The sequence below is a fragment of the Mucilaginibacter kameinonensis genome, from assembly GCF_003675385.1.
Taxonomy (GTDB): domain Bacteria; phylum Bacteroidota; class Bacteroidia; order Sphingobacteriales; family Sphingobacteriaceae; genus Mucilaginibacter; species Mucilaginibacter kameinonensis.
This window is the reverse complement of record NZ_RCWZ01000005.1, coordinates 323,682-349,485: the sequence shown is the minus strand read 5'-3', so window position 1 is coordinate 349,485 and position 25,804 is coordinate 323,682. Positions and strand designations below refer to the sequence as shown.

The 25,804-nt window shown below is 39.2% G+C and carries 24 protein-coding genes and 2 pseudogenes; 18 read left to right on the top strand and 8 right to left on the bottom strand.

Features of this window, described 5'->3' with window-relative positions; genetic code table 11:
* Positions 1-147: 147 nt before the first annotated feature.
* Positions 148-1,647 (top strand): hypothetical protein, encoded by a 1,500-nt coding sequence (locus tag EAH55_RS24660; protein WP_121812000.1) that lies wholly within the window; start codon positions 148-150, stop codon positions 1,645-1,647.
* 52 nt (positions 1,648-1,699) lie between these two features.
* On the opposite strand, the gene EAH55_RS24655 is transcribed toward EAH55_RS24660, so the two are convergent.
* Entirely contained in the window at positions 1,700-1,909 is a 210-nt protein-coding gene (locus tag EAH55_RS24655; RefSeq protein ID WP_121811999.1) for an Arm DNA-binding domain-containing protein, read from the bottom strand.
* Positions 1,910-3,237: 1,328 nt separating this feature from the next.
* Between EAH55_RS24655 and EAH55_RS24650 the strand changes: the two genes are divergently transcribed.
* Positions 3,238-3,795 carry a hypothetical protein gene (locus tag EAH55_RS24650; protein WP_121811998.1) on the top strand — a complete coding sequence of 186 codons (558 nt, stop codon included), beginning with the start codon at positions 3,238-3,240 and terminating at the stop codon, positions 3,793-3,795.
* A 1,177-nt stretch (positions 3,796-4,972) separates the two neighbouring features.
* Positions 4,973-5,842, top strand: a complete 870-nt coding sequence (locus EAH55_RS24645; protein ID WP_121811997.1) for a hypothetical protein — start codon at positions 4,973-4,975, stop codon at positions 5,840-5,842.
* Between the two features lie 378 nt (positions 5,843-6,220).
* On the opposite strand, the pseudogene EAH55_RS31565 reads toward EAH55_RS24645, so the two are convergent.
* Positions 6,221-6,604: pseudogene (locus EAH55_RS31565) on the bottom strand (transposase); the annotation flags it as partial.
* Between the two features lie 369 nt (positions 6,605-6,973).
* A complete protein-coding gene (locus EAH55_RS24625; RefSeq protein WP_121811993.1) occupies positions 6,974-7,303 on the bottom strand; it encodes a transposase in 330 nt (109 codons plus the stop codon).
* A 1,494-nt stretch (positions 7,304-8,797) separates the two neighbouring features.
* Between EAH55_RS24625 and EAH55_RS24620 the strand changes: the two genes are divergently transcribed.
* Positions 8,798-9,913, top strand: a complete 1,116-nt coding sequence (locus EAH55_RS24620; RefSeq protein ID WP_121811992.1) for a hypothetical protein — start codon at positions 8,798-8,800, stop codon at positions 9,911-9,913.
* Between the two features lie 13 nt (positions 9,914-9,926).
* Positions 9,927-10,925 (top strand): hypothetical protein, encoded by a 999-nt coding sequence (locus tag EAH55_RS24615; protein ID WP_121811991.1) that lies wholly within the window; start codon positions 9,927-9,929, stop codon positions 10,923-10,925.
* Positions 10,926-10,997: 72 nt separating this feature from the next.
* On the opposite strand, the gene EAH55_RS24610 is transcribed toward EAH55_RS24615, so the two are convergent.
* Positions 10,998-11,465, bottom strand: coding sequence for a hypothetical protein (locus tag EAH55_RS24610; RefSeq protein ID WP_121811990.1), 468 nt, complete (start codon positions 11,463-11,465; stop codon positions 10,998-11,000).
* A 252-nt stretch (positions 11,466-11,717) separates the two neighbouring features.
* Here EAH55_RS24610 and EAH55_RS24605 point away from each other — a divergent pair, with 252 nt between their 5' ends.
* Together EAH55_RS24605 and EAH55_RS24600 are read left to right on the top strand one after the other, a co-directional pair.
* Entirely contained in the window at positions 11,718-12,440 is a 723-nt protein-coding gene (locus EAH55_RS24605) for an N-6 DNA methylase (protein WP_162997022.1), read from the top strand.
* Positions 12,415-14,346 (top strand): AIPR family protein, encoded by a 1,932-nt coding sequence (locus EAH55_RS24600; protein WP_121811988.1) that lies wholly within the window; start codon positions 12,415-12,417, stop codon positions 14,344-14,346. Before EAH55_RS24605 ends, EAH55_RS24600 begins: the two co-directional genes overlap by 26 nt.
* A gap of 71 nt (positions 14,347-14,417) precedes the next feature.
* Here the strand turns inward: EAH55_RS24600 and EAH55_RS24595 are convergent, their stop codons facing one another.
* Positions 14,418-15,554, bottom strand: a complete 1,137-nt coding sequence (locus EAH55_RS24595) for a S1/P1 nuclease (protein WP_121811987.1) — start codon at positions 15,552-15,554, stop codon at positions 14,418-14,420.
* 92 nt (positions 15,555-15,646) lie between these two features.
* On the opposite strand from EAH55_RS24595, the gene EAH55_RS24590 reads away from it, so the two are divergent.
* The 3 genes from EAH55_RS24590 (at position 15,647) to EAH55_RS24580 (ending at position 17,004) form a co-directional block, all read left to right on the top strand.
* Positions 15,647-16,063: a hypothetical protein gene (locus EAH55_RS24590; RefSeq protein WP_121811986.1), complete on the top strand. Its 417-nt coding sequence runs from the start codon at positions 15,647-15,649 to the stop codon at positions 16,061-16,063.
* A 249-nt stretch (positions 16,064-16,312) separates the two neighbouring features.
* Entirely contained in the window at positions 16,313-16,768 is a 456-nt protein-coding gene (locus EAH55_RS24585; RefSeq protein ID WP_121811985.1) for a hypothetical protein, read from the top strand.
* Positions 16,769-16,779: 11 nt separating this feature from the next.
* Positions 16,780-17,004, top strand: coding sequence for a hypothetical protein (locus EAH55_RS24580; protein ID WP_162997021.1), 225 nt, complete (start codon positions 16,780-16,782; stop codon positions 17,002-17,004).
* Positions 17,005-17,032: 28 nt separating this feature from the next.
* On the opposite strand, the gene EAH55_RS24575 is transcribed toward EAH55_RS24580, so the two are convergent.
* Entirely contained in the window at positions 17,033-17,635 is a 603-nt protein-coding gene (locus EAH55_RS24575; protein WP_121811983.1) for a hypothetical protein, read from the bottom strand.
* Between the two features lie 196 nt (positions 17,636-17,831).
* On the opposite strand from EAH55_RS24575, the gene EAH55_RS24570 reads away from it, so the two are divergent.
* The 7 genes and pseudogenes from EAH55_RS24570 to EAH55_RS31435 all read left to right on the top strand — a co-directional run bounded on the left by EAH55_RS24570 (position 17,832) and on the right by EAH55_RS31435 (position 23,045).
* Complete coding sequence (locus EAH55_RS24570) at positions 17,832-18,554, top strand: PAS domain-containing protein (RefSeq protein ID WP_121811982.1); 723 nt, start codon at positions 17,832-17,834, stop codon at positions 18,552-18,554.
* 1,075 nt (positions 18,555-19,629) lie between these two features.
* Positions 19,630-19,923: a helix-turn-helix domain-containing protein gene (locus EAH55_RS24565; RefSeq protein ID WP_121811981.1), complete on the top strand. Its 294-nt coding sequence runs from the start codon at positions 19,630-19,632 to the stop codon at positions 19,921-19,923.
* Between the two features lie 103 nt (positions 19,924-20,026).
* Positions 20,027-20,407: a plasmid mobilization protein gene (locus EAH55_RS24560; protein WP_121811980.1), complete on the top strand. Its 381-nt coding sequence runs from the start codon at positions 20,027-20,029 to the stop codon at positions 20,405-20,407.
* On the top strand, positions 20,355-21,572 hold the full coding sequence (locus EAH55_RS24555) for a relaxase/mobilization nuclease domain-containing protein (protein ID WP_121811979.1): 1,218 nt from the start codon (positions 20,355-20,357) through the stop codon (positions 21,570-21,572). The genes EAH55_RS24560 and EAH55_RS24555 overlap by 53 nt, the downstream gene beginning before the upstream one ends.
* Positions 21,573-21,870: 298 nt before the next feature.
* The gene (traJ, locus tag EAH55_RS24550) at positions 21,871-22,836 is read left to right on the top strand and encodes a conjugative transposon protein TraJ (protein WP_262707313.1); all 966 of its coding nucleotides are present in this window, start codon (positions 21,871-21,873) and stop codon (positions 22,834-22,836) included.
* Positions 22,782-22,907, top strand: a pseudogene (locus EAH55_RS31465) (hypothetical protein); the annotation flags it as partial. The gene traJ and the pseudogene EAH55_RS31465, both read left to right, overlap by 55 nt.
* Before the next feature lie 12 nt (positions 22,908-22,919).
* The gene (locus tag EAH55_RS31435; protein ID WP_262707312.1) at positions 22,920-23,045 is read left to right on the top strand and encodes a hypothetical protein; all 126 of its coding nucleotides are present in this window, start codon (positions 22,920-22,922) and stop codon (positions 23,043-23,045) included.
* A gap of 133 nt (positions 23,046-23,178) precedes the next feature.
* On the opposite strand, the gene EAH55_RS24545 is transcribed toward EAH55_RS31435, so the two are convergent.
* Positions 23,179-23,520: a hypothetical protein gene (locus tag EAH55_RS24545; protein WP_162997020.1), complete on the bottom strand. Its 342-nt coding sequence runs from the start codon at positions 23,518-23,520 to the stop codon at positions 23,179-23,181.
* A 51-nt stretch (positions 23,521-23,571) separates the two neighbouring features.
* On the bottom strand, positions 23,572-23,958 hold the full coding sequence (locus EAH55_RS24540; protein WP_121811977.1) for a helix-turn-helix domain-containing protein: 387 nt from the start codon (positions 23,956-23,958) through the stop codon (positions 23,572-23,574).
* A 139-nt stretch (positions 23,959-24,097) separates the two neighbouring features.
* Between EAH55_RS24540 and EAH55_RS24535 the strand changes: the two genes are divergently transcribed.
* Positions 24,098-25,552 carry a HEPN domain-containing protein gene (locus tag EAH55_RS24535; RefSeq protein WP_121811976.1) on the top strand — a complete coding sequence of 485 codons (1,455 nt, stop codon included), beginning with the start codon at positions 24,098-24,100 and terminating at the stop codon, positions 25,550-25,552.
* Positions 25,553-25,804 lie beyond the last annotated feature (252 nt).

The following is a 25,804-nucleotide window of genomic DNA, read 5'->3' as shown; positions in this document are numbered from 1 at the left end:
TATGATTGTTCATAACTAGTTTAACATAAGATTAAAAGGCTCGTCAGGCGGTTTAATGATTGGAATTTTTAATAATTAACTTTAATGCATTGATATATAGCTAATTGTATTTAATTATGTAGATTTATCTTAACCAAATCACATATTATGAAACACAAGTTAATTCTGAGATGCAAATTAATCTCCAAAATCCTAAAAAGGAATTTATCAAGCAGTCTATATTTAACGACAGGAGTTTTAATCCTAACCTGCACACAATTAAAGGCTCAAGATTGCTCTGCATGTAACGAAGCGCTTAGAAAAGATGTTTTTAAATATTCGCAGAATGCTTTTACATATTCCAAATACCTCGAGAATATTACCGAGCATGAATATAACGAATTAAAAAGAGACTTGTCTACTTCTGCGACAATACCGATACCGGCAATCTCAGCTATAGTGAAAGGCAGTCTAGATTATTCTGATTTTCTAAAAAAAATACATGATTATAGTTTAAAAATTGAAAAAGAACAATTTGGTTCTTCACAAGTAGACTATGAAGTATATCGCACAGAGCCAGTCGCATACGAGGCCTGGACGAAGTGCATGTTGGAATGTAATGGCAAGTCTGGAGTTTTTTTAATTAAAAGCTATGATACTGAGGCAACGGCGGTTTATACTTTAAAATATCGAGGAGCTGTAGACGAGCCAAATGTTTATTATTGTCGAATTGAAATTGTTTCCGAAGGAAAAAGAGAGATAAAAAATATCATTCTAAAAAAAGGAGGCTGGGCTACTTTTACCTTTGAAAGGAATTACGTCAATAATCGGTCTGAATCTTTGATTACTGTAAACGCTAGGGAAAAGCAAAATAGTAATAGTGTTTCTTACTCCGACAACTCGAAAACTATTTACGTGAAGCCAGCAGGTATAATGATCACGGCCTTAAATTATACCTATCAAGTTCGAGAATCGAAATTGGAAAAAGGGCCGGTGGTGTATAACTGTATGTTGCCAGTTATTGAACCGCGTGAACCTAGGCAAAAATTCTATGTTGTCGCAAAATCAAATGATGATATAAAAATTGATGATAAGGAAGTTGCTATAAATCAAGCCCTATTCAGGTCCGAAAAAAATAAAATGAAAAAGGGAGGGACAATTGAAAGTGATTTTATGAGTACAGATTGCGGTAGGCCTAAGGGTATGAGTTGCGATAATAAGTGGGTTGGCTATTATTCGATTATCGACATCCATCCATCTCCTGGTTATACTTTTGAGACAGGCGAGGATTATATTTCAGAACTCAAATTAGAAGGCCCTATGGCGGGATGGAATGGAGGTCAGCGTTGTCCAAAAAACGATCAATGGTTAATTAATACACCTGAATATAAGCAATTAAAATTATGGATGCACCAAGACGTAAATGCCCATTTGGAAATTCCTTCATACAGGGAAAGTACATATAGTGAGACTGCCTTTGGAACTGTCGACCTAAATGGGAAAATCAGTTTTAAAATTCCTAATAGTAGACTAAGAAACTACAATATTGAAATTCGCTTATCTGATGGTACTATCACCAATATTAATCAGTCAAATGTGAACACATTAGCATATTTAAACCAAGAAGAAGACAATACCATATTTACTCTTAAACGTGAATTAAAATAGTCAGAATGGCAATTAACCTAAATTGAAAATTTCATGACAATTTGAAAATATTTCATTTTCTCCGATTGAATACACGGGCTTCATCATTGGTGCCATTCATTTTCTGGCTATTACCGTTCCAGCGTTCAGGCTTGATATACCTTCGGGTAGTAAACTCGACACGTTCCCCGGCAACAGTAAGCCTGAGATAAATAGGAGCAGTCCTATTGCTCAGGGTTTTGCTTTTTTTTAAAGAAAAGTTTATACAAACAGTTCTGATCATCGCTTTAACAATTAAAGGTTAATAAATAAACATTTAGTGGATTAGCGAGACCTAAAATTAGGAGCCTGAAACAGGTCCCGCAAGAGGTCTCGATCAGATTGAGAAGTATTGGGTTTGGATGCGTTGCCTGTAAACAAGAAACGCCCCAAATCTTATGATTTGAGACGTTATACAAATACTTTGTTTTGATGCGGAGAGTTAGGGATTTGTACTAACGTATTTTTTCTGCCTTACAATCCTCAATATGTCGTTTTTATAAAATAGGTCTCTCATGAGAACCTCTCAAATCAACGTAATGACCACAAACTGATAGCCAAATATACTTATAATTTATTATCGAAAAAATTCGCTAAGGTAAAAACTTAGCTAAATTTTTATTCTTTGATCCGAGCCAAGGAGAACGGACATAGTGATAAATCATTTGGTTTACTAGTACTCACACAATGTAGCTTTTGGGATATTTGACGCGGGACTTACATGATTTTTGTTGAAAGTACAGGACATTCTGTCGAATAACGATATGATTTATAGATAATGATAACGATAAGTATTCATCACACATTTTAGAACAATTTAAAATTGTACCTAATATTCTTCTTTCGATAATAAGGATAGCATATTCAAATCATCCATAAAGTGGTTTGATAAGCACCCATAAGGGTGCAACTTTAGGTGCACCCTTATGGGCTCGAACCTGTAGAAAAAGATTTAACAACTAAAATTACCTTTTCTCCGTTGCTAAAACTGGTCATCAAATTGAACAATGTTTTCAGGTTCGACCCAAAAGGGTTAGATTTTCCGAAATCGGCCTTAATCATCAAATAGAGCCACAAACCGTTTAAGGTCATCTAATGAATTGGTTCGTGTAGACTCCGGTTTAGAGTACAATTTTAGGCAAGTTGTCACCTTCATTGGTAATATTTTTTCAGAAAGAACCTGCGATGTAATTAAATACCATTCATTAAGGGTTTTGAGAGCAAGTTGGCATTTTCTTCATATCCTTTTCCGCTGATTGGGATCAAGGTGGGTAATTCCAGGAAGCTTGGCCAGACTATTCGGTGCGCTTTCGAGCACCAGATTCTGTAAGCAATTAAAACAATCGCGATTAGTAATCAATAAACTACTCTGGTTAAAGCGTTACGAATTTAGCTGTTTGCTGTCGCGTAACAGGTTGATCAATGACTCCGGAATGCCCACTTTACATTTGGGTTTCAAATAGATAACGCAAGCGGCAATTTAAGTGTTGTAGTTTTTATATGATTTCTTTTCTAAATAAAACAATTAGAAAATTTATTTATTAATAATTAATATATCAATAACAAAAACCTATGGAATTAAGTGATAATGAGTTCAGGAGCGATGAGCTTAACCGCCCCGAACAAGAAGAAAACAAACCCAATGCCTATCGGATAGAAGATGATAGCAATGAAGAAGAAAAAGATCTGAAACGCAAGTACCTCTTCGGTAAATCAGAAATGAAAAGCCCCGAAGATGAAGGCATGGAAGGCAAAGGCATGGGGGGCCAAAACTTTGGCCAGAATAATATCACCCCGGCCGGTAACGATAAAGACAACCCGTCGCAAATGGCGGGAGATAATAATGCCTATTTTAACCGCATCCAACCAGCCGAAGAGCATCCCGAAAACAGTAATTTTAAAGATCCCAATCAGGCTGGTAATGCCAATTACAGCGATGCGATCAATGCTTCACAAAACGGAAGATCGGACGAAGATACGGGCGAAGAGAAAACCAGCGACGGCAAACCAAATCCACAGCAACCATACCAGAAAGGTACTGCCGATGATGATGGAGATAGCGATAAAGAGCAGAGGGCAAATATCCCAGGGCCTAATGAGATACCTGATCAGCAGAAGGTAGGGGAGTAATCCAGAAAAAGGAAGGGGCTGTGCGATTTCCTCCCTTGGAAGCTACAGTGTGTACACATCTTTTGAGTTATAATCTTGAAATAGTAACCATCCTTCATATACATTATAGAATTTAGCCAGGTCCTTTTGTAATACAATAGGACCTGGTTTTCTTTGCGATGTATAACCTTTCCAACTGCCTGGCGCAAAAGATCTGCCCTCTAAGATAAACCTTACGGGTTCCTTTTTACAAAATCGCGATAAGCTTTAATACATGATTTGACAGCCAGTCCATAATTTGTACATAAATAGGTTTTAAGCGAAACATTGAAAGCTGCATTGACCAACCCGGTTGAGAGTTTAAGAAATGAATAATCGCTCGGTCCAAGCGAAAAAAAACATTAGCCTTTTTACTAAGCCGTTCCTTTTGAGTGTTTTCAATGGGTTCGAACCTGTAAAAGATTTAAAAGAAAATTGTTCTTTTCAACTGCAATAATTTTTTCTGGTTCAATTGAAAACGGGTTAGATATTTCAAATCCACCTCAAATATCAAACAGAGTGGCAAAACGTTTCAAATCATCAATAAATTGGTTCGTGTAGACGACGGTTTTGAGTACAGAGAGTAGATTTAAAAGCCTTACCATACTGATTGTTAAGTCTACACTCTTTTAAAAAAATCTTTGAACCACTATAAAATCGACGACCTTTACTATTTTTATTTCATTAATAATCCGAAAATCAGCATACTGGCAAATTTACATTTTCAGCACTCTGTGGTCAAAATACCGTAACCAATTGATTTACTTTTGATTGAAAACACGCCCACTAAAACCCCTTAAATTATAATTTTTTCATTTTCGCTTTGAGAGGTGAATTGCTTTTATTTTGTGAGTCACTTTCATCTTCCATTTCTTCATCGCGGTTTATTTCAACTATCGCGATCGCGGCAATTATTTTAGCTATTAATGTCAAAAGTGGTTTTTCTTACTCGGAGACCTCGTTCTTAGTCCTTCGGTAAGCTATTCTTTTCGCTCGTCTTTTATCCATTCGGTAGTTTTTATTTCTTGACTTAATGTAATAGTTATTCGTGTGTCCGATATTGAGTTAATATTAAAAAACGCATCAAATTCAACTGTTTCTATGTATATATTTGAAATACATAAACTATTCACAAACTATCTTAAAGGATAATCCATAAATGGGAACTTGGGGCATAGGTATAAAAGATAACGATGCATTCGCGGATGTTTACAGCGAGTTTTTTGATGAGTACAATAAAGGAGGCGACCCGGGTAAAATCTCAAAAAATATAATTGAAAAGAACTGGGAGATTTTAGAAGTTGAAGAAGAACGTAATAGTCTTTGGTTTGCTATCGGATTAGCTCAATGGGAAACAAAATCGCTCGATGCGGAAATATTAAAGAAAATAGAAAATATTATTTCTACCGGTGATGAGCTAAATGTTTGGCTTAATCTTGGGGCAACTAAAAATGATATTAAAAAGCGCCGAACCGTCCTTGAGAAATTTTTAGAAAAGTTAAAAAGTGATCGCCCGACAGCGAAACCAAGAAAAAAAGCCAAGCTAAAAACTCCAGTATTTGCAACAGGTGATTGTTTAACATTCAAAATGTATAACGGCAATTATGGTGGTGCCGTGGTAATAGCGACAGACAATAATCCTGAAACAGCGTATAATTTAGTAGCAACAACCAGGATTAATCAAACAACTAAGCCAACTATTAATGATTTTGAACAGTCTGAAATATTGGTTTGCAATTTTGCCAGTTGGCAAGATAAAGTAGAAGTTACGTGGTATATGCCAGACCTATATTTCAAAGACTATTCTCACATCTATGAAGTTGTTGGTAGTATGGTCATTGATATTGAATATGATATAAAAAATCGTCTTGGTGAAGGTTACTTATTTAAGCCTTCGTTTACTTCAGGCTGGAAAATGAATTATATGATAGAAAGGCAATTGGAATCTGAAAATTCCAAACCTAAACCGATCAAATCTGTAAGTTTAAAACAACTGATCAGAAAAGATAAATGGTGGAAGCTATGGTAAACTATCAGGAATTAATAGAACCAGGAGAATCTAAAGTCATAACGGTAAGGACAATAATTAACAGAATCAAAACCGCACATATGATCGATTTTTTAACAACGCTCTATTATCATCTCGACTCTAACTTGATGGTTGAGGTCACTACATTCCAAAATGACAACGAGACATTCTGTAACCCTCCCTTAGTTCGGACTGATGTTTAAAAGACTAAATATATGTTATTTATGTCTTCTCCTTATTAAATAAATTACCAAAATAATAACAGCAATCACTGTCAAGATCTGCCACCCTTTGACTTTGAAGTAAACGAAGTAATCATTTAATGCGAGGCTAGCTAATAGAACTGTATCTAAAATAATTTTCATTGTGAAATTGTTATTAATTCATTTTTTGTCGCTTGTATAGGTTTGGCGTTACACCTCCCAATGCTTCATGGGGCCGACTGTAATTGTAATCTTTCATCCATTCATTAGCTAGTACCTGTACCTGGTTTATGTCTTCAAATAAGTAAGCATCTAGTATGTTTTCCCGGAACGTTCTATTGAACCGTTCGATATAGCCGCTTTGCATAGGCTTGCCGGGCTGTGTGAATTGCACGGTTATACCTTTGTTCTCACACCAATCCTTAAATTCCTTACTATTAAACTTCGGTCCGTTATCTAACCTGATGCAGTTTGGTTTACCTTGCTCATGAATAGTTCGCTCTAACATCTGAGTCGCCCGTACGGCTGGCATAGAATAAGCTGCCTCTACGGCGATAGCTTCCCGGTTATATCATCGATAATATTTAGCGTTCGAAACCTTCTTTTGTTCATTAGCACATCACACATAAAGTCCATTGACCAGGTATCTCCAGCTTGCTCAGGCACGATCAGTGGCACTTTAACCCGTGAGGGCACGGGTCTGCGGACCTTTCTGCGGCGATTCATGCCTAATAACAGATAGACTCGTCGTACACGTTTATAGTTCCACTTGAGGCCCTGATGGCGGATTCTGCTATAATAAAGATCCTGATCCTCAGTGGGATACTTTTCAGCAAGTTCCACTAACTTATTTATAGTTTCAGAGTCATCACGAACGTTCTTGTAGTAAAACATGGATTTGGGCAGCTTTACTACCCGGCAAGCCCTGCTAAATACTTACTTGACGGAACTCCATTAAGTAAGTAACCATGTCCTTGCGCTGGCAGGGCTTCAGAACTTTTTTGAAAGCACGTCTTTTAAAAGGCTGTGATCTAAAGCCAGTTTCTGCATACATATGCTTCAGCTTACGGTTCTCGTCCTCCAGCTCTTTCAGACGTTTCAGTTCCTGGCTATCGATGCCGGCATACTTTTTACGCCAATTGTAAAAGGTTGATTTGTGCACGCCGAGTTCGCGGCATACATCGTTTAGCTCACGGCCACCGTCATATTCTTTGATGGCCTTGACAATCTGTGCTTCGGTAATAATTGAGTTCTTCATTGTTTGACTGTTTAAAGTTAAGACTTTTCGTCCTTTAAGCAGTCCGGTTTTTAGGAGGGGTTACAATTCATATTGATGAATCTTTTCAATGATGAACCTCGATTAAACTATCTTATTGAGCCTTGGTGCAGCCACATGCGCGATGTGCTGATTAGTAATGTAATGACATATGGCAAAAAATAGGACGTGGACTTAGCGAAGGCTTCACTCTTTGACATTGAACCGTCCAGAAGGGCAATCGTTGAAGTGCTCAATCAAACCCCAATTGCTAAAGAGCCGATAAAGAAGCCTTTCTGGAAGATCTGGTGACGAGTTGTATCGATTTTGCGAACAAATCTAACTTCGGGCAATTCAAGTTTTCAACAAAACCGCGTTTCGAGGCTATTTACAAGCATTTTAACAACTTTCTTGTGGAGAAACTTTGATTAATATATTTGCATTAATCTAATAAAGTTGCCAAATTTGAAACATAGCGAAGAAATATTAACGGTTTAAAAAAGGAAACCCCGAAGGTACGAACTTCGAGGCTCCCCAGAATTGACCACATTAATTGCATTTAATGTGTTTAGTCCCTACTTAAATCGGTCTTGCAAAACCTATCTTCAGATGAAAGTTAAAAGGGAGCGAACGTTCCCTTTTGCGTTCTAGAGCAAAGTTAATGTTTGAGTTGTGTACTTGTAAACGATAGTTTTTCACAAATACCCGAGTTATCAACACTCCTTTTGCCACAAAATGTTAATATGTTAGTTATTTGCATTTGGCATTATTCTTTAAATTCACCATTGGTTATACACTCATTTTCAACTCGATACATAAGCCTCATTTGCCTTTCCCGCTTTCGGTTGCTTATACCGACAAAGGCAGGTTCTGCTTATGCCTGTCGCTCGGTTAGGCCACCACACCAGGCCCATCGGTGTTCTTCACTCCTAAGCTCCTCACAATATCACGCCAAGCTTCGTTACGCTCTATAAGCTTTCAGCACATCTCGCTACACCGCATCTTTATGCCAGTGAAATTGACTCCGCACATTATTTATTTATAAGGTATACTTTGTATATGATTGGTTTATTAATGTGCGGATGTTATGCCAACGCACAGATGCGGCTTGTCATGCTATTTGATGTCGCAAAGTCGTTCATCACATGAGCTCTCCCTGTCTTCATTAACCTTTCTCTTATGCTGCGCTTCCACTTGGTCTATTCGACCAGGTGAGCTTGCAACGCTCAAGATTAATTCAGCCAGCCGCTCATATTGTTTGGCTCGCCTGCGCCATCGCAAAAGGCTTCAGCCTTGTCACGGCTTTTGATAGGCCGTACACACTATCCAGTTGTTCAAAATCAGCGCCAAGGCTTTGTGAAGCATTCTGTGAAGCCGCTGCTTTGCAGCTTTCTCTTCCCAGACCTTTTGCTCAACTCGCAAGGCGGCTCGGAGAAATCACTGATTTGTTTATCGAATTAATAAAAAGTACATTTATATTTAACTTACAACCTTAACATGAGTTATTTTGAAAATAATGACTATTCTGAAGACGAGAGAAGGTTCGCAGCTTTCACAGCGGCAAAAGCTATACGTGAATCTGTTAGCTTAGCAAGAAGAGCACAGAATCCAATAACGTATGAGACCGCTTTAGGATTTGTTCAAGATGTTAACCCGGATGCATACGCCGGAATCAAAGACTTATTATTAGGCAAGAACGAAAGTGAAATAGTGAGACTTTATAAAGAAAAGGCTGCAGCTATGTCTGACGACTTTAACGAAGTAAAACCAATAGACCTTCTTGATAAAGAGATCGCTGAAATAGAGCCATTAAGTAAAAACGCGCAGGAAAAAAAGTCACTAAAAACATATTTGATTAACTTAAAAGCTGCTCGGGAATATTTCGCACCAGTGAAATTATCAGAGCATAAGATATTAAATCATGATTTTTACTTGGCTGATAGGTCCAAGATAATTAGTGATCCAGGTTATTCTCAAGATGATTATAAAGATTACAGATTAGACAAAACAAGACTTTTGCGTTTGAGACTTCTACATCCAGATAAGCCCGAAGCAATCTTGGGAACTGATCTAATCTATGAACAATTTGATCTGCTTCGCGAAAGGGTAAGGTTTGTGCACTTACAGTATAAGATGTGGGATAACGATACGATTTACTTTTCAAAGGGAAGTATTAAAGAACAAATCGAAAAGCTCGAATCTAAATTGTGTTCAACTGGCTTTTGCTGCGATCAAAATGGTAAAGGACATGGAGGAGGCTTTAGATTTCCCCATTGCTCTGCTTTCTTTAGACCAACAGAAAAATTAGTTGCAGCCGATAGTAAACTTGTTTCTAATGGAATACATATTCCTATATGCACAATAAAAGGGATTAAGGACAACGATACGAAACTTTCAAGAAAAAACACGAGAGAATCAGGAGTAACCAGCAAGATTTTCGAAGAATTATTCATCGGAAATTTTATTGGCTCGAGATGGATGTCGTTAGATGAACTTGACGCTTTTTATGCCTCGAATGACATTCCAAATCTTACAAACTCAATCCGTGTTCATGCTCAGGAAGTGATTACTGCAACGGAAGAAGAAATGGACAAACGGAACTACATAATTTGATAAGCCTTAAAACATGAATGGCATAACGTACACCAACACTAAAACAACTATACCAAGATGGACAAATGAGTTGCATTTAAACTACCCCTTAGGATATGCTTATGAAACAGACACTCACTTTGTCCATATGTTTGGAAACGGAAATGGTTTTTATCCTATTCAAATTGGTCTGACGGCCATCGAAAAAAAGCAAGGGAACCTAAATGACTGGGTACTAAAAACCTTTGGTGCGACAAACATACAGCCCCTTACTATCGAAATCGGTCGATCAATCGAAGGTGTATGGAGGCCTTCTTTGTATTTTGCCAACGATGTTCACCAAGCTTTAAACAATTCGCCTGTTGAAATGAGGTTAGCTCAGCAATCTCTACGTTTGTTAATCGATAAACTTGACGAACTATTCTTATACATAGAACCTGATTATACTTGCCTCGATACCTATAGTCATAAAAACAGGGAACTATTGATCTTAGCTTGTACTGAGGTTGAGAACGGTTGGAAATCGTACTTCTCAAAGTCCTCTACCGCACCTACAAATGGTAGAATGCATACTACAAAAGATTACGTAAAATTGTCTGATAAACTACACTTGAATGAGTTCCGATTTAAACTAAAGGCTTATGAAAACTTAGGTTGGTTTAGTCCATTCATAAACTGGGATATTGCCGCTCCTTCCACGTCATTAGTATGGTATGATGCGTATAATAAAACTAAACACGATAGAACTTCCCATTTTTCAACAGCAACACTTCGTAATTGCATAGATGCAGTTGTGGCCAATTTAACACTACATTGCACAAAGTTCGGCCCATGGAGTATGTTTGAAGGGAATGATTTTTTTTCGTCTTTGATAAATCAACATTTTACTGGCGAACTTGTCAATCCACGAACAACCTCATTCTACGTACATCATTTTGAAGTCAAAGCTGGGACTAGAAACGATCTGTTCATTTTTGATCTACATCGTGAAGGGTGGGCTAAAAAATTCCAAGTGGATCAATTAGTGTTATAGAGTATTCTTCTTACAAAGTTAGCTGATACATCAGCACATAGTCGTTTCAAGATGGTACACATAAAATGTTAGTTAATCTTCGCTATGAGATATCTGCAAATTCTTTAGATCATTTAGTTTCATAGCGGCATTTCCTTTGTAGTGGATTACCCAACCCAATACAGTTATTGTCTTGCCCAATAGCGATATCTCGGGGTGGTCGAACTTAGCCCTATACTTGTTTTTAATAATGATTGTGACTCTTTCGACTGCACGCTCATTCCCAAGACTTAATAGTACCGCGTTGCTCTTTAAATCAACATGAGCATCGTAAACCTTACCTTGAGTAAAAACCTTTTCATTAACGTGATACTGTAATTGCTGCGGTAGAATCATTGGTGTAAATGCACCATAGATATAGATATCAGGATTGAATGCTGGTGTATCTAACATTAGCATCACCGGTCGGAAGGAGATATTACTATTACATCGCTTAGCGGCCAATGCCCATTGCGAGGAAAAGCAAGCGATTATGAGAGTATATATTAAGAGTTGCTTCATGTTTAGGTTCTTTTAAGTAAAGTTAAGCACTTTTCTCATCACTATAATAGTGGTTTAACGATGAATGTTGAAGATTCTCATCACAAAGTTAGCTGATAAGTCAGCACATAGTTCAACTTCGTTTCAAGCTAGTATCTCGCAATTGGGTGTCCCAAAGGGAACCCTCCACAATTACTCAATCTCCACCTTGCCTTAGTGCTGCTGATCAGCAGTGAGTCGTTCGAGAATTCACTCGACATAAAACTTACTGCTATGACAGAATTTAAACAGCTACTAACTGCATTTGAACGATTTGCTTATGGGCAATCTTTACACTCTGCCTTTGTTGAACTTTTAGATTGGGCGCTGTTACCTTTTAGGAAATGGGACGATGCAGAATCGCAAAACATTGCACTCGAAAAGTACCGAACACATCCCAAAGCACAACAACTGGTTACTCTCATTACACTCATTGGCGACCTCTCAGAGGACTTCAATGACCCTATCGGTGAGCTTTATATGCAAGCAATTTCCAATGGGTTTCAAGGTCAGTATTTCACACCAACTCCAATATGTGATATGTTAGCTATAATGAATCTTGGAAACGATACAAAGCCAGGGCAATCAGTTTGTGATTGTGCATGCGGTTCAGGTAGAATGTTATTGGCGGCTGCTAAAATTAATCGCCATTTACATCTATATGGTGCAGACCTTGATATTACATGCTGCAAAATGGCATTGTTAAACATGCTGCTTAACTCACTAACCGGTGAAATTGCATATATGAACTCATTGAGCAATGACTTTTATATTGGCTATAAAGTTGCTACCGTATTGGTAAATGGCTTTTACTACCCCTATTATGTTGAGTTCACAGAGCCTGAACAAAGCTACATCTGGTTACATGATTTAAAAGGTAATGAAGTCAATGATAAAACATTTGAAGCTTTAAAGTCTTTACAACCGATTAATGGCATACAAGGTAGCTTATTTTAAAGCGACCTATTTGTATCGCATGTGTCAACGGAAATTATATGATAAATATATATATTCGTTATATAATAATAATAATAATAATAATCCTATGGATCGTATCACTAAATCTCTGCTCGAGGAGTTTGTCAAGCAAAACGACTTGGGGCTTCTCCCTGAGGAAACCGCATTCGAACATTTTACTGGATATCTTGTAACGTCAAACCATTTTACTGAAACCTTCTCCTCAGAAGATATACATATTGGAGCTGGTGGTGATGGAGGAATCGACACGATTTCAATTATAGTAAACGGCTGTTTGATAACCGATGCCATTGAGATTGAAGACCTCGCAGAGACAAACGGGTATCTAGATGTAACATTGATATTCAATCAAGCTGAACGTTCCAGTAGCTTTGATACTTCTAAAACAGGACAATTCAGCTTTGGTGTATTAGATTTTTTATCCGCAACGCCGGCACTCTCCCAAAATAGACATCTAAAAGCGAAGTATAAGATTGTTAGCGAGATATTTAACAGAAGCAGTAAATTCAAGAAGGGGAACCCTCAGTGTTTCTTGTACTATTCTACTACTGGAAAATGGGTTAATGATGCTAATTTAGTAGCTCGTCGAGCAAGTGTCTTAGAGGATATAAGGGCTTTAACACTATTCAGAAAAGTTGAATTCGAGTTTATAGACGCTGAACGCATTCAAAAATTATTTCGAGAATCTAAGAACGCTATTTCTACGGAAATTAATTTCCCCCAAAAGACTGCTCTGCCCGAGTTGCCTAATATAGAGCAGGCTTACATTGGTCTACTGAGCTCAATTGAGTACTTAAAGCTAATTCAAAATAACAACGAGGAAGTGATTACATCACTGTTTTATGACAATGTAAGGCATTGGCAAGAATGGAACGCAGTAAATAAAGAAATAAAAGAAACTTTGGAAGATCCGAACTCGAAGATCTACTTTCCTTTATTAAACAATGGCGTCACCATCATTGCCCGCCGGATTATACCAACAGGTAATAAGTTTGTTCTGGAAGACTATCAAATTGTAAATGGCTGTCAAACTAGTTTTGTGTTATATGAATCTAGAATGTATCTAAATCCCGACGTTCTTGTACCTGTCCGAATTGTGGCTACTGATAACACCGAAGTTCGTAATTCAATTATAAAAGCGACAAATAGGCAAACTGAAGTTACTCAGGAGCAGCTATTTGCTTTGGCCGATTTTCCTAAGAAGCTTGAAACATACTTCCCAACATTTGAAGGGACTAAGCGTTTGTATTACGAACGGCGATCACGGCAATATAATTCAGACGAAACGGTTGAAAAGGTTAGAGTGATCAATATGACCATTTTAGTCCGCTCCTTTGCGTCCATTTTCCTTGAATTTCCCCACAGGACGACAAGGAATTATAAGGCACTCTTAAAATCGATTGGAACGGAAATATTTTACATAGACCATAGATTAGAGATGTATTATGTATCAGCTTATGCTTATTACAAACTCGACTATCTATTTAGAGTTGGTGCTATTCCACCTGCTTTTAAACCAGCTCGATATCATCTTCTTTATGTATTTCGTTGCTTGTTAATGTCCAGTCAAAAATCTTTGCCACGTTTCAACTCAAACGACATGCTTAAGTATTGCGAAGGTTTGATGAATGTATTATGGGACGACACGTTAGTAAAGCAAAAGTTTCAAGAGGCCGCTGGTATCGTTTATGAGGTAGCAGAAGGTGACTTGGATAGGGACATAATCAGAACAGAGCCATTTACAGAACAGATCAAGTTAGCACTCGGAATCGGTACTAATCAAAATCAAAGACCTTCAAATGATCAACCCCCCAAAATAGACTTTGAAATCACTGTAAACCCGTCTATTGACATAGACGACGCGGGACAGTTAGGGTTGTTTTAAATAGATAAAAACAATACAGAACGCCAGGCTTGATCAGCTTGGCGTTCTTCATTAACATCTATTTAAAAGACTTATTTTCCGATGGTAATTGACTCCTTATCTGTAACTACAATTTCCGGCTTGCCTTTAAAGTCAATAACTTTTCCTAACACTGTTATGGTCTTATCTTTTACTTGACCAGCCAATTGCTTAGCGTCACCTTTTAATACAACAGTTAGCAATTGATTTGGATAGGCAGCTCCTAAGTTTACAAGCACCATACTACCGATATCCTTAACACTATATACTTTACCGCTAACAGCTACATCTTTTTGCAGGAAATCCTTTACATCTTTTAACTCGATCAGTGGTGCTACCGAATCTTGTGTAACATCAATTTTCTTATTACTAGAAGTTGCAACCGTCTTCAGTGAAGACACAGGAGCAACGCCACCTTTAGCGTCTTTTAGTAACCGGTTAAGTTCACCGGCTAATCTAATACCAGCCTGGTCTATGCGGAGGTGAATAGTTTGAATGTATTTCTTGTAATAAGCCTCGTTAATTTGCTGCCCTGGCTTAATGTCTGCATATAGCTCACTACTGATTTGGTAACTTTCCCAAAGCCATTCCATAGGACTACTATCTTGCCATTTCTTGATTTGAGCCTCATTAGCCCAATCATATTGCTTTGCGATTTGTTCCTCACTTAATCCCTCGTGATCTATTAGTTTGCTATCCCAAAGACTATGCAGATTAGTACCGGCATTATCAAAACGCAACTGTATAGTATTACCGCCTTTATCTTCGGCACGACTAATGTGCATAGGCTGATGGGCATCTCCAACTAAATGTATAAGGTACTTTAGCGCATTGTTAAGTTGGTCGGGCGTTGAAGCTTTGTCTTTTATAATAGCCTCTTCTTTGAGGATGGCACCATATACGTTATCATTGCTTTGCTGATTAACGAAGTCTACAAACTGTTGATGGTTTAATCCTAAAGGCAAGTTTAGAAAGTGCCATTTACCTGTTGTGGGATTGCGATGATCGTCTGCCCACGTGCTTACATCGGCCATGCTTTCACCCTTTAAATAAGCTGAAACTGCATAAGCGGTGTTAGCGGTTAAATGCTTTTGCGCTATCGTTGCAACGGCTCTATGACCTTTATATCCCCATGAAACTAAAGCCGCCGAAATGGCTATCAATGCTACTGATAATACTTGTTTTCTCATATGGCAAATGTATGAAAGCAAATGAGAGGTGGAAATCTTTATTTGACTTTTTACTAATTATTTTAGCAAGTTTGTTTTATAATTGATGGTGTATGACAGAGCATTCAATAGGCAAGTTTTACGAGGTAGTACAACAAAACCTCATTAGATGGATAGAGGATAACCCAAAGCTAAAGGACAAAATCACCGCACATGACCTCAAATATCTGTTTGAGTTTCATAGCCGTAGAGGTCTGTCAATTGACTTGTGCCGCTTTGATTTGACCTATTACAATGAGGTATTCTTTCCTCCTGAAGAGAAGAAGCCAATGATCGATGAGTTTGTCAGAAAGGTTTGTATCATCATTAAAGCCACACTGATTGGTATGGGCAAAGAGAAAGTCCATATAACTGTAACTGTTCGTCATAAGGTTTCACAGATAAGTCATTGGCATACATTTTATCTCGACCAAGAATACAACATAACGAAAGCTGCGCTACTATCTCGTAAACAGAATGATTGGCTTTGATATGTCATAAGTATTTATTAGGTTTATAAAGACAACCTAATACAGTTATGAAAAGACACCTTATCATCCTCAGCCTGGCTGTTGGAACTCTATTGAGCACAACCAGCTTCAACCCATCCTCCTCATCAACAAGCAAAGCCTTTGCAACATGCAAAGGTGAAAACCCATGCCGTGCTTGCAAAAACTGCAAGTATTGTAAACGCTGTGCTAAGCAAGGTTTAACATGTGGTGTTTGTAAAAAGTAACGAAATGAAAGCCTTCATAACTACTAAGCAATGGCTTCAAGTATGTTGCTTAAACCTATTTTTGATGCTTAACAGTTCGTGTTTATCACCGGATAAGTCAAAATCAGAAACTGAGCCAAGCGACCCAGTAGCTGTAAGTCCACCGGCTTATACACCAACGCAATCAAGTTCAACAAGGAAACAATCGTTAGACAGTGACGATGATGAAGATAAGGAGTCAGGCGTTATCTCGGATGGCAGTTATAATGCAACCGTCGACTATTCAAATCCTAATACGGGCTATTCAGCAACTTATACATTATCCGTTGAAGTAAGTGATGGTCAAGTAATTCAAATAAACTTCCCTAATGATGGGTATTTGGACGAAGATCACATTAGCCCCGCAGACGTTGACGAAGACGGGAACGCATCTGTTGAAGGTGAAGAAGGTAAAACCTACGATGTTCATATTGATCTATGATTACTAAGCTTATGGCTAAACTAACACAACGCGAAAATCTTGTAAAGGAAGAGCAATCGTTGATGGCCTTAATTGAAAGCTATCAGGACGAAATCGATGACTATAGTATAGATCTTGCACACGCCCGAAGGCTATTAAAAGAACACGATGAAGGTATTAATGATAATCCTTGGGAAGAGTACAAGGTTTTGATACATGCAGACCCGGAAGACGAATGGCCAACTTCAGATAAGTGACAGTTTTTGCCGTAAAAGGGAAGTCCGCTTATAACTGAAAACCTTTTAGCAACTCGTCCTTAACTTTATTCATGTCACTGGCAAGAATATCATAAACAGCATCATATTGGCTACAGAGGTCGAAGATGGCAACGCTATATTGACCAATTAAGCGCTCTCTATCTTCTTCATCATCACTCGCCTCTCGTATTTTACTCTCGATATCAAGTACTTTTAAATACAACTCATGCGATTTATTGTTAGCAGCAATTAGTTCATCATAGGACAAGGTAACGTTGAAGTAAAGCCCGATGAGGTTGTGTTTCCAGTTATCAATATTCATTTGCTTCAAGCGAGCATCAGCTTCCTTTAAACTATCAGACATTGATTTATAACTAGCCTCACTACGCTGTATGTTTCTGCCTTTCCATAGCTGAACGCTTTTCTTGAGGATGGACATCGTCTCACCGGTAACGTAGTAGTAGTTCTCTACAATCTCGACCTGCTTGCTCCTGTATTGATTCTTAAGTTCAGTTTCTGCTTTCCGTTTATCCCCAAAGTAGGCGAACAAACCAGTTAATGCCTGGGATATCAAAGCACCTGCAAGCCCTGAAAATGCGCTAACAATTAAAGTAGTATGTTCCGTCGCCATAAGTTTATTATGATAACTACACTTGACACAAGAAAACGTTTTAATGTTGTTTTACAAACCTTAGCTTTCGCACCCGCAGTCCATAATGATTAAAAGTTAATCAGGGAATTGTAATTTAACTATTAATGGGTGTTTAAACGGGTTGTTATAGCTAATAGGAATAATTACCTTGCATTATTATTTGCCGACACCTATCATGAATGACAACATCTTCCATACCTTCGAACTCCTTATCAAGTCCCTTAGCGTAGGGTCACCACTACAAAACATTTTGTTTTACACTTTTATTTTATTGCTTCTATCAATAAATATCTTTTTAATAAGGCGAAAGCGTGATGTATCAACGAATAAACTTGCAGATGCTGATCAGATTAAAATAGACCGAAATACCGCTGAAAAGAAACACCCCGACTATGAACGGCTATATCAACAAAGTAAAGATTTGGAAGCGGAAAATGCTTCTTTAAAAGCTGAACTATTAGCTTTAGGTGAGGAATTAGAATTATCCTACAATAAATCTGATAAGCTTAACGAACAGTTAATGGACATATTAGAGTGTTTAGACTTAACCATATCGTATGATGAATACTTATGGGACTGGTCGATTGATGTTGCCAACAACCAGCTTACCTTATCTGAATATGGTTTGAGGGTTCGCGGATACCCTCCGGGAACGAAGCTAACTTGGATAGATGCCCTTGATATAGTTAGTGATGATTATAGGAAGCAAGTCGAAACAGCTTTAACCATTTCGTTAAATACAGGAGCCGATTTCTCAATGGTCTATAAGATTACGCCGATAAATGGAACTCGTGAAAGATGGGTGAGTTCGTTCGGCAAAATGATCTTCAGAGCTGATGGAACCCCATTAAGATTAAAAGGAAAATTTACGTTTACATATAACGATCAAATGGTGTAAGCCATTAACTATTATCGTCTGCTGCTTTTATTAAAAGGTAACTGATGATTATTCCCTTTAAAATCTCTTGATAGATGTTGCAATGTATCGGATTCAGTAACCTTTTAGAGCGAGTGGTTGGAAGAGCCATTCCCCAATCCTTAAATAGCCAATCAAACTAACAGTACAACTTCATTCTAAAGTTCTAACTTTTCCAATACTTTGACTTTATATAGGGTAGTTACAAGATCACAAGAAAAATTAGAAGTGCCGTTGTAAGACGTAACTTTCGACTCATGATGATTAAATGACTTCCATTGCTTCATGTTGCAATATGAAGTTTTACCTGTTTTTATAGTGGTATTAATTTTATAGGGGTAGGTACAAGATTTCGAGAAAAAACAGAAAAGTATCGCAGATGGACTTAACTTTAGGTATAAACTAATCGCGTTAAGGATTATTCCCATTACGCACATTTTAGATGACAAGGGTATAGTATATAAGGAAGTTGAAAGAAAATGTGAGGTGTTATGGACGAGGAGTATAGAATGAATTATTGAGCAAAGTTACGCTCATAGCTGCTGAAGCGTTGCAAGGAACTACGGCATAAACACAATCCAACACACAGGCTATCATTTATTCCGTTCCTCCTTGCACTTGATTGCTATAAGCGTGCATGGGCGTCATAATTCATAATCTCAATTAACAATATGCGCCAAAAGTGCGCCAAAATACACCGATAAAACATCAAAACACGAAACAGAAAGTCTAAATTAGCAAATCACCAATCCACTCAATTAATTAACTAATAACTATCAAAAACAGCGTTAAGAGTATCAATAGCCCGTTTTAGCCCACAAAAAAGCCCCTTAGATAAACTAAGAGGCTATACAAGATGTGATCCCATTTGGATTCGAACCAAAGACCTACAGATTAGAAATCTGTTGGTCCGACTCGGATGACATCGGATAAAATTAATCTGCTATTCACTCAATTTTGTACCAAGGCATCGCAATAAAAAGTGGCGAGCCGAAAATTAAGCTCTTTTCAGCAACAATGAGCTTAAGTGATCAACAACAAAACAAAATTGAGTATTATGGCAACAGAAATTATTACCAGAGAAGACTTGGAGGCATTCGGCGAAAAGCTGATAGGCCAGTTCAAAGCATTAATTGGCGGTGGTTCACCGGAGGGTGAACGACCAAAGTGGCTCAAGAGTTACCAGGTCAAGAACCTGCTTAAAATCTCCAGCAATACCCTTCAAACATTACGGGACAACGGTACGATCCCATTCACAAAAATTGGAGGTATCCTATACTACAATTTTGAGGACATTCAGAAAGTCCTCAAAGGAGAAGCGCAAAGTAAGCGCATCAGGTTAAGCAGATAAGACTGTCTTTCTGGTATGGAGCAAGCCATGTTTTCGCTACGCTTAAACGGCTTGCTCCCTCCCGGGAGTGCAGTGCATCGTTCACTTCGTTACACGATCAATCATGGGAAGACCAGCGGCAAATGAGGAAGACAAAAGGATCGTCCAGGTCAACATTAGGCTGACCATTTCTGAAAACGAAAGGGTGACTACCTGTGCCGAAGCTTCGGCCATGACACCCGCGAACTGGATCAGGCAGAAGATATTTACAGGCAAATTCCCGCAGGTAAAAGTATCGCCGGTAACGGCGGCGATGTACCGGGAACTGCATAAGATCGGAGTCAACCTCAACCAGATAGCCAGGCAAATGAATGCAGGCAAGCAACCCAATTTTATCGGAGTGATATCGGAGCTTGGCAGGCAGCAAACATCTATCCTTAAACATTTGATCCATGACAGCAGACCAGGTAAAAGGGAAGGGATTCAGGGGAGCACTGAACTATAACTTTGAAAAGGTAAGCAAGGGCAAGGCAGAACTGCTGGATATGTCATTTGCAGAGCTAAAGGCGCAGACGATTATAGATGAGGTCAGAATGGTCAGGCTGCAGCGCCCAAACCTGGCCAAATATTTTTATCATACCTCGCTCAACTTTCCTGTAAACGAAGACCTGGACAATAAGCAAATGAAGGTCATTGCCCATGATTATCTCGATGCTATGGGATTTAAAGGCAATCAGTACATGATATTCCGGCATTATGATGCCGATCACCCGCATTTGCATCTCCTGGTCAACCGGATCGGCTATGATGGCTCATTGGTTTCGGACAGCAATGATTATCAGCGCAGCGAAGCTGTCCTTAGAAAGCTGGAAAAGGAATATGGCCTTACGCCGGTAATATCCAGCAAACAGGCGCAGGAGCGGGCCATGACGAAGAATGAACTGGAAATGATGAAGCGGACAGACGCGCCTTCCACGAAAATGAAATTGCAGGTTATCCTTAAAGAGGTACTCAGGCAAAGACCCACAACAGCAGAATTTATTCAGGCACTTGAGGCGAAAGGTATCAACGTACGGTTCAACCAAGCAAATACAGGCCTTATCAGCGGGATATCGTACGGAATTGAAGGTATGCAGTTCAAAGGACAGCATTTAGGGAATGCCTATAAATGGTCATCAGTAAAAAACAGTATCGGTTATGAACAAGAAAGAGATCGCGCAGCAGTTCACGAAGCAAATATTAGGACAGGAGCAGGACAAACAACCGGAACCTCGATCAATATCGGAGGCGGAACAAGACCTCCAGACATTACAAAAGGAAATCGAAAAGTCCAGAAAACTGCATCAGAACCTGGAGTTATTAAGCCTCAGAGCACAGGACAATTACAGGAAACGATCGGAAAAGCAAATAGCGGAGACCGTTTACAGGTTCAGGGAACTGGATACTTTAACCAAAAACATCGCATTCCAGATCAAAATGACGATATCAGTCGCCGAACAGATCAGGCGAGACAACAACAGGGTTGGCAGCAGGTGGCTGCTGCGGGTTTACCTGATCGCAGTCTTATCAGCGATCTGCTCGGCACTGACAACCCTGATGGCGGTATGGCTGATATGGCACTGACCGGACTGCGAAAGAAACGCAAAAAGAAAAGGAGGTTGTCCCTGTGAATTTGACTTTGAATAAATCTACATATGCACAAATACAGATCTCTGCAAATACAGAAATGTAGATATCTGGAATTATACAAATATATAAATGCAAGAATATAGCAATGTAGTAATGAAGAGTTCTGCATTTGTACAAATGCAGAATTACATAAATGAATAAATGCAGTAATAAAGATTTGTACAACTCTATAATTACAGATAGAGGAAAGGGTATCTGATAAGTGTCATATGATCAGTGCTCATAAACCAAGTTCTTATTTACAATTCCGTTCAATAATCACCGTTAAATTGAAATTCTATGAAAAAGAAATGGATGTACGTTTTAGCAACTGGATTGCTTTTCGTTTGCCTTCCGCATTTTTCTCATGCAGAAGGAATAGCTGACAGTATCCACGGCCTTCAGGACACACTCGACAAGGTTTATGACGATATGATGCCAATGTGCAGCCAGCTGACAGACGCAGCCAGGGCTATCGCCGGGTTTGCTGCGCTTCTTTTTATCAGCGCACGGGTGTGGCGGCAGATCGCATCGGCTGAGCCTGTCGATTTTTACCCTTTACTGCGCCCTTTTGCCCTCGGAATAGCTATTACATTTTTTCCGGCAGTGATCGCGGTCATCAATGGTGTCATGAAACCTGTGGTTACCGCGACACAAAGCATGGTACAAAACTCAGATGCTTCGATTGACCGGCTGCTCAAAGCCAAAGAGGAAGCGCTGAAAAGCAGCGAAGAGTGGCAGGCCTATGTTGGCGATGACGGAGATGGCGATGAAAAGCGATGGTATAAATATACCCATCCCGATGATAAGACCGGCAGCGGTAATGACGGTATGATCAATGGTGTGACCAATGACGTGAAATTCTGGATGGCCAAACAGCGCTACGCCTTTAAAAACAATATCAAACAATGGCTGTCCCAGGTTCTTGAAGTCGTATATGAATTGGCAGCATTATGTGTTAATATGATTAGAACGTTTGTCCTGATCGTACTCGCCATTCTCGGGCCCTTGGTATTTGGGCTGAGCGTCTTCGATGGATTTCAGCAAACGCTGACCCAATGGTTAGCCAGATACCTCAATCTATTTCTTTGGCTGCCTGTGGCGAATATATTCGGGGCTATCATCGGGAAAGTGCAGCAAAATATGCTGGCGATCGATATTGCCCAGGTTCATGAGAATGCCAGCACCTTTTTTAGTTCGACGGATACCGCATATATCATTTTCCTATCATCGGCATTGCCGGGTATTTCTGTGTACCATCAGTAGCGGGCTATATCGTCCACGCGGCAGGAGGGAACGGTTTACTTCAAAGGGTAAATACAATTGTAGTTCAAAGCACAAGGAGCGCCATGAATACTTCCTACCAGGCAGGTTCGGCTGTAGTAAAACAAGTGGGCGGCTGGTTTAGCGGGTGCAGTTTTAGCAAAGGAAATGCTGATCCTTACCTTGCAGAAAAACTCAGCGGGAAGAAATAGACCTCAGAAGTCTGGTTAAACCGCGAAAAACAAGCTTTGCTGATTGATACAAGTGACTACTTGTGTCAATCAGCAAACTAGCCGGTTACACCGGCGATTATTCGTGAAACACGTAGGAATTTACGGCAACAAATTATTGTAAGAGAAGCAGCGGCTTAAGATTGCCACAAAGTTGGGAGACAATGCTACTTATAAGTAATTGAGGGTAGCCCATATCGATCATATCTTTCAGTAAAGTAGTTGTAGCTATTTCCAGCCTGAATACAAAAAACTTGTCCCTGATAAATTCATGAATATCTTTCTTCAGCCATTTATGGCCATAAGTAAATGCTGCATGACGCATCTCATCGACGATCTGTTCATCTGATTTGGCGGCAGAATAGGCTTCCAATAGTTTTGCAAGAATGGGGTCAGCATTAAAAGCGAAGCAATTCTGAAAAGCGGTATGATCAAACCTGGATTTTGTGCTCCTCAATATGATTCCATATAATAGTTGCTGCTTTAAATCCATCCTGCCGGCAGTGAACTATTTCTTACTCAATAATTCGTTTTTTTCTTTTTCGGCTTGAAGTAGGCGTTCGTAGAGTTTTTTATTTTCCTCAACTAACTCCATTAACTTGTCTAAAGGGTTGAAAGTACAATGATGACGAAAATCGCCTGTGCTGTTATCGTGGAAATTATTGAAGTAATTAAAGACTGCCTCTTCAGTAAAATTCTTAATAGCTTCAGACGTAACACCAAGGGCTCGCGCGATCTTATCTAATGCAAGGTCTTCTACTTCAGGGCTCTGTTCGATTTTTGATATAGCCTGTTGACTGATACCCAACAAAGCCGCCAAAGCTTCTTGTTTTATTCCTTTTAACTCCCGGACTTTACTGATCTTTCTTCCTATGTGTGGGGTGGATTCTGTCATGTTTCAAAGGTATCGTTTACTTGTAAATGTACGAAACAAGCCGCTATTTGTGAAATACAACTGATTTTGGTTCGGTACGCCTTGCTTGGCATTTTATTTTGCATAACCGGTAAATGTTTGCCGGATAAACTTTTGAGTGATGGAAGCAAAGCAAAATAGCAATCAGCCTTTCTATTCGAAATTTCTGAACCGGAATGAGATAGCGTCGCCGATCGCTGTCATCGGCGACTTCTTTTCAGCTGACTGGCTGCCTGGTCACCTTGGCAAATTAAAGGAATGGCGGCAATTTGTGATTGAAGACGGTTTCTATACAGGAAAAAGTCCTGCCAGCCTTTTAATGACACATCAATTAAGCGCCCGCTTACTGGAAGCAATGTACCTGCTGATCAGAAGTAAAGCTGCAAAAAAGCGTTTGAGAACAATTCATATTAACTTTGATGAGCAGCTTGCACAGGAAGAACGCGAATGGCTTCATTACCCCGTTTTTCTCTCACCGTTGGAGCGAATCAACCCGTACCTGGCAATTAGCAATCTATTCGAGATTTATACGATAGATCAATACCTAACCTTTCTGTATGAATGGTTGGAGGCAGGATTGTCGGTAAGCACGATCGATGATGACCTGGATATGAGCGATGTAATTTACTTTTACGAAAATATGCAAAAGCTTTATGAAGCTGCATGGATCATTCACCAGCGCGAGATCAGGCCTGTCCTAAAGAACAGCGTTTCGGATAAAAATGCCGCCGCATTTCCACCGCAAACAGCAACACAAAATCTATCGCTGGTCAGTAGCAATTGCACTTTTAACGATCGGCTCAGTCCGGAAACGGCTTTAGGATTAGATCAGCTTGTAAAATTTATCGTGAGCAAGATACCAGCTGTTCAACTCATTAGCTGCCTGGGGACACATCCCAGCCCTTCGACTTTTTATTTACTGGTGGTTGTCTCCGATAATAATCAATCTCCTGAACATGAGATTGCGAATAGAATAGAGGATAGTTGCAGACAGTATGTGAACATATATGTCATTTTATCCAAAGCAAATCAATTTATCCAAGGGCTTGAAGAAGGCAACAAGTTTTTCACAAATGCGATGGTCAAATCCAAAATCTCATACCAGCCCGATGAGTTTTTTGAGCCACAATTAAAGCCTATTGATAATGAGGTTAGCATCAAAGAAATTGAAACAGACTGGAAAATGTGGGGAGGACAGGGCAGAGAATTCCTTGATTCAGCTTGGCATTGTATCAATAAAGGGAGTAACGGTATTACGCTGTTTCTTTTACATCAGGCAATGGAGAGCACCTTAAGTGCTATCATCCGCATCGTCCTTGGTTATCGCCTTACTGTTCATAACCTGTCAAAATTGCTTAGGTTAACGCGATTGTTTACCGATGACTTGGCCGGTGTATTCGATTATTCATCCGATGAGGATGTCAGGTTACTGGCTTTGCTGCAATCAGGTTATTATTCCGGCAGGTACAAGGATTTATTTGCACCGGATATTAACTGTATTAATATACTGGCAGATAAGGTATCCGATCTATTCGCGATTGCTGAAGAAATTTATCGGAAAGCGGTTATGTCCTGAGTACTTTTTATCACCGTTCCTGAACTTTCTACACATAGCAAAAGGCTCTCCGCGTAAGAAACTTTAATGATTTGAAAAAAAAGGCGACCTATTATAAAGCCATAGATGTCTCGAAAAATTACCCCCTGCATGGAGGCAGGCAGCTTAATTGCGCCACACTCTGTCGCTCTGGGTTACATTCGCTGCCAGCATCCATGCCGCTCGCGCAAAACTGTGATCCACTAGGCTCCTCACAGATTTGCTTCTTCCATC

Coding starts and splice junctions, on each gene's coding strand:
- EAH55_RS24660 (WP_121812000.1), top strand. CDS start 148: ATGAAACACAAGTTAATTCTGAGATGCAAATTAATCTCCAAAATCCTA.
- EAH55_RS24655 (WP_121811999.1), bottom strand. CDS start 1,909: ATGATCAGAACTGTTTGTATAAACTTTTCTTTAAAAAAAAGCAAAACC.
- EAH55_RS24650 (WP_121811998.1), top strand. CDS start 3,238: ATGGAATTAAGTGATAATGAGTTCAGGAGCGATGAGCTTAACCGCCCC.
- EAH55_RS24645 (WP_121811997.1), top strand. CDS start 4,973: ATGGGAACTTGGGGCATAGGTATAAAAGATAACGATGCATTCGCGGAT.
- EAH55_RS24625 (WP_121811993.1), bottom strand. CDS start 7,303: ATGAAGAACTCAATTATTACCGAAGCACAGATTGTCAAGGCCATCAAA.
- EAH55_RS24620 (WP_121811992.1), top strand. CDS start 8,798: ATGAGTTATTTTGAAAATAATGACTATTCTGAAGACGAGAGAAGGTTC.
- EAH55_RS24615 (WP_121811991.1), top strand. CDS start 9,927: ATGAATGGCATAACGTACACCAACACTAAAACAACTATACCAAGATGG.
- EAH55_RS24610 (WP_121811990.1), bottom strand. CDS start 11,465: ATGAAGCAACTCTTAATATATACTCTCATAATCGCTTGCTTTTCCTCG.
- EAH55_RS24605 (WP_162997022.1), top strand. CDS start 11,718: ATGACAGAATTTAAACAGCTACTAACTGCATTTGAACGATTTGCTTAT.
- EAH55_RS24600 (WP_121811988.1), top strand. CDS start 12,415: ATGGCATACAAGGTAGCTTATTTTAAAGCGACCTATTTGTATCGCATG.
- EAH55_RS24595 (WP_121811987.1), bottom strand. CDS start 15,554: ATGAGAAAACAAGTATTATCAGTAGCATTGATAGCCATTTCGGCGGCT.
- EAH55_RS24590 (WP_121811986.1), top strand. CDS start 15,647: ATGACAGAGCATTCAATAGGCAAGTTTTACGAGGTAGTACAACAAAAC.
- EAH55_RS24585 (WP_121811985.1), top strand. CDS start 16,313: ATGAAAGCCTTCATAACTACTAAGCAATGGCTTCAAGTATGTTGCTTA.
- EAH55_RS24580 (WP_162997021.1), top strand. CDS start 16,780: ATGGCTAAACTAACACAACGCGAAAATCTTGTAAAGGAAGAGCAATCG.
- EAH55_RS24575 (WP_121811983.1), bottom strand. CDS start 17,635: ATGGCGACGGAACATACTACTTTAATTGTTAGCGCATTTTCAGGGCTT.
- EAH55_RS24570 (WP_121811982.1), top strand. CDS start 17,832: ATGAATGACAACATCTTCCATACCTTCGAACTCCTTATCAAGTCCCTT.
- EAH55_RS24565 (WP_121811981.1), top strand. CDS start 19,630: ATGGCAACAGAAATTATTACCAGAGAAGACTTGGAGGCATTCGGCGAA.
- EAH55_RS24560 (WP_121811980.1), top strand. CDS start 20,027: ATGGGAAGACCAGCGGCAAATGAGGAAGACAAAAGGATCGTCCAGGTC.
- EAH55_RS24555 (WP_121811979.1), top strand. CDS start 20,355: ATGACAGCAGACCAGGTAAAAGGGAAGGGATTCAGGGGAGCACTGAAC.
- traJ (WP_262707313.1), top strand. CDS start 21,871: ATGAAAAAGAAATGGATGTACGTTTTAGCAACTGGATTGCTTTTCGTT.
- EAH55_RS31435 (WP_262707312.1), top strand. CDS start 22,920: ATGAATACTTCCTACCAGGCAGGTTCGGCTGTAGTAAAACAAGTGGGC.
- EAH55_RS24540 (WP_121811977.1), bottom strand. CDS start 23,958: ATGACAGAATCCACCCCACACATAGGAAGAAAGATCAGTAAAGTCCGG.
- EAH55_RS24535 (WP_121811976.1), top strand. CDS start 24,098: ATGGAAGCAAAGCAAAATAGCAATCAGCCTTTCTATTCGAAATTTCTG.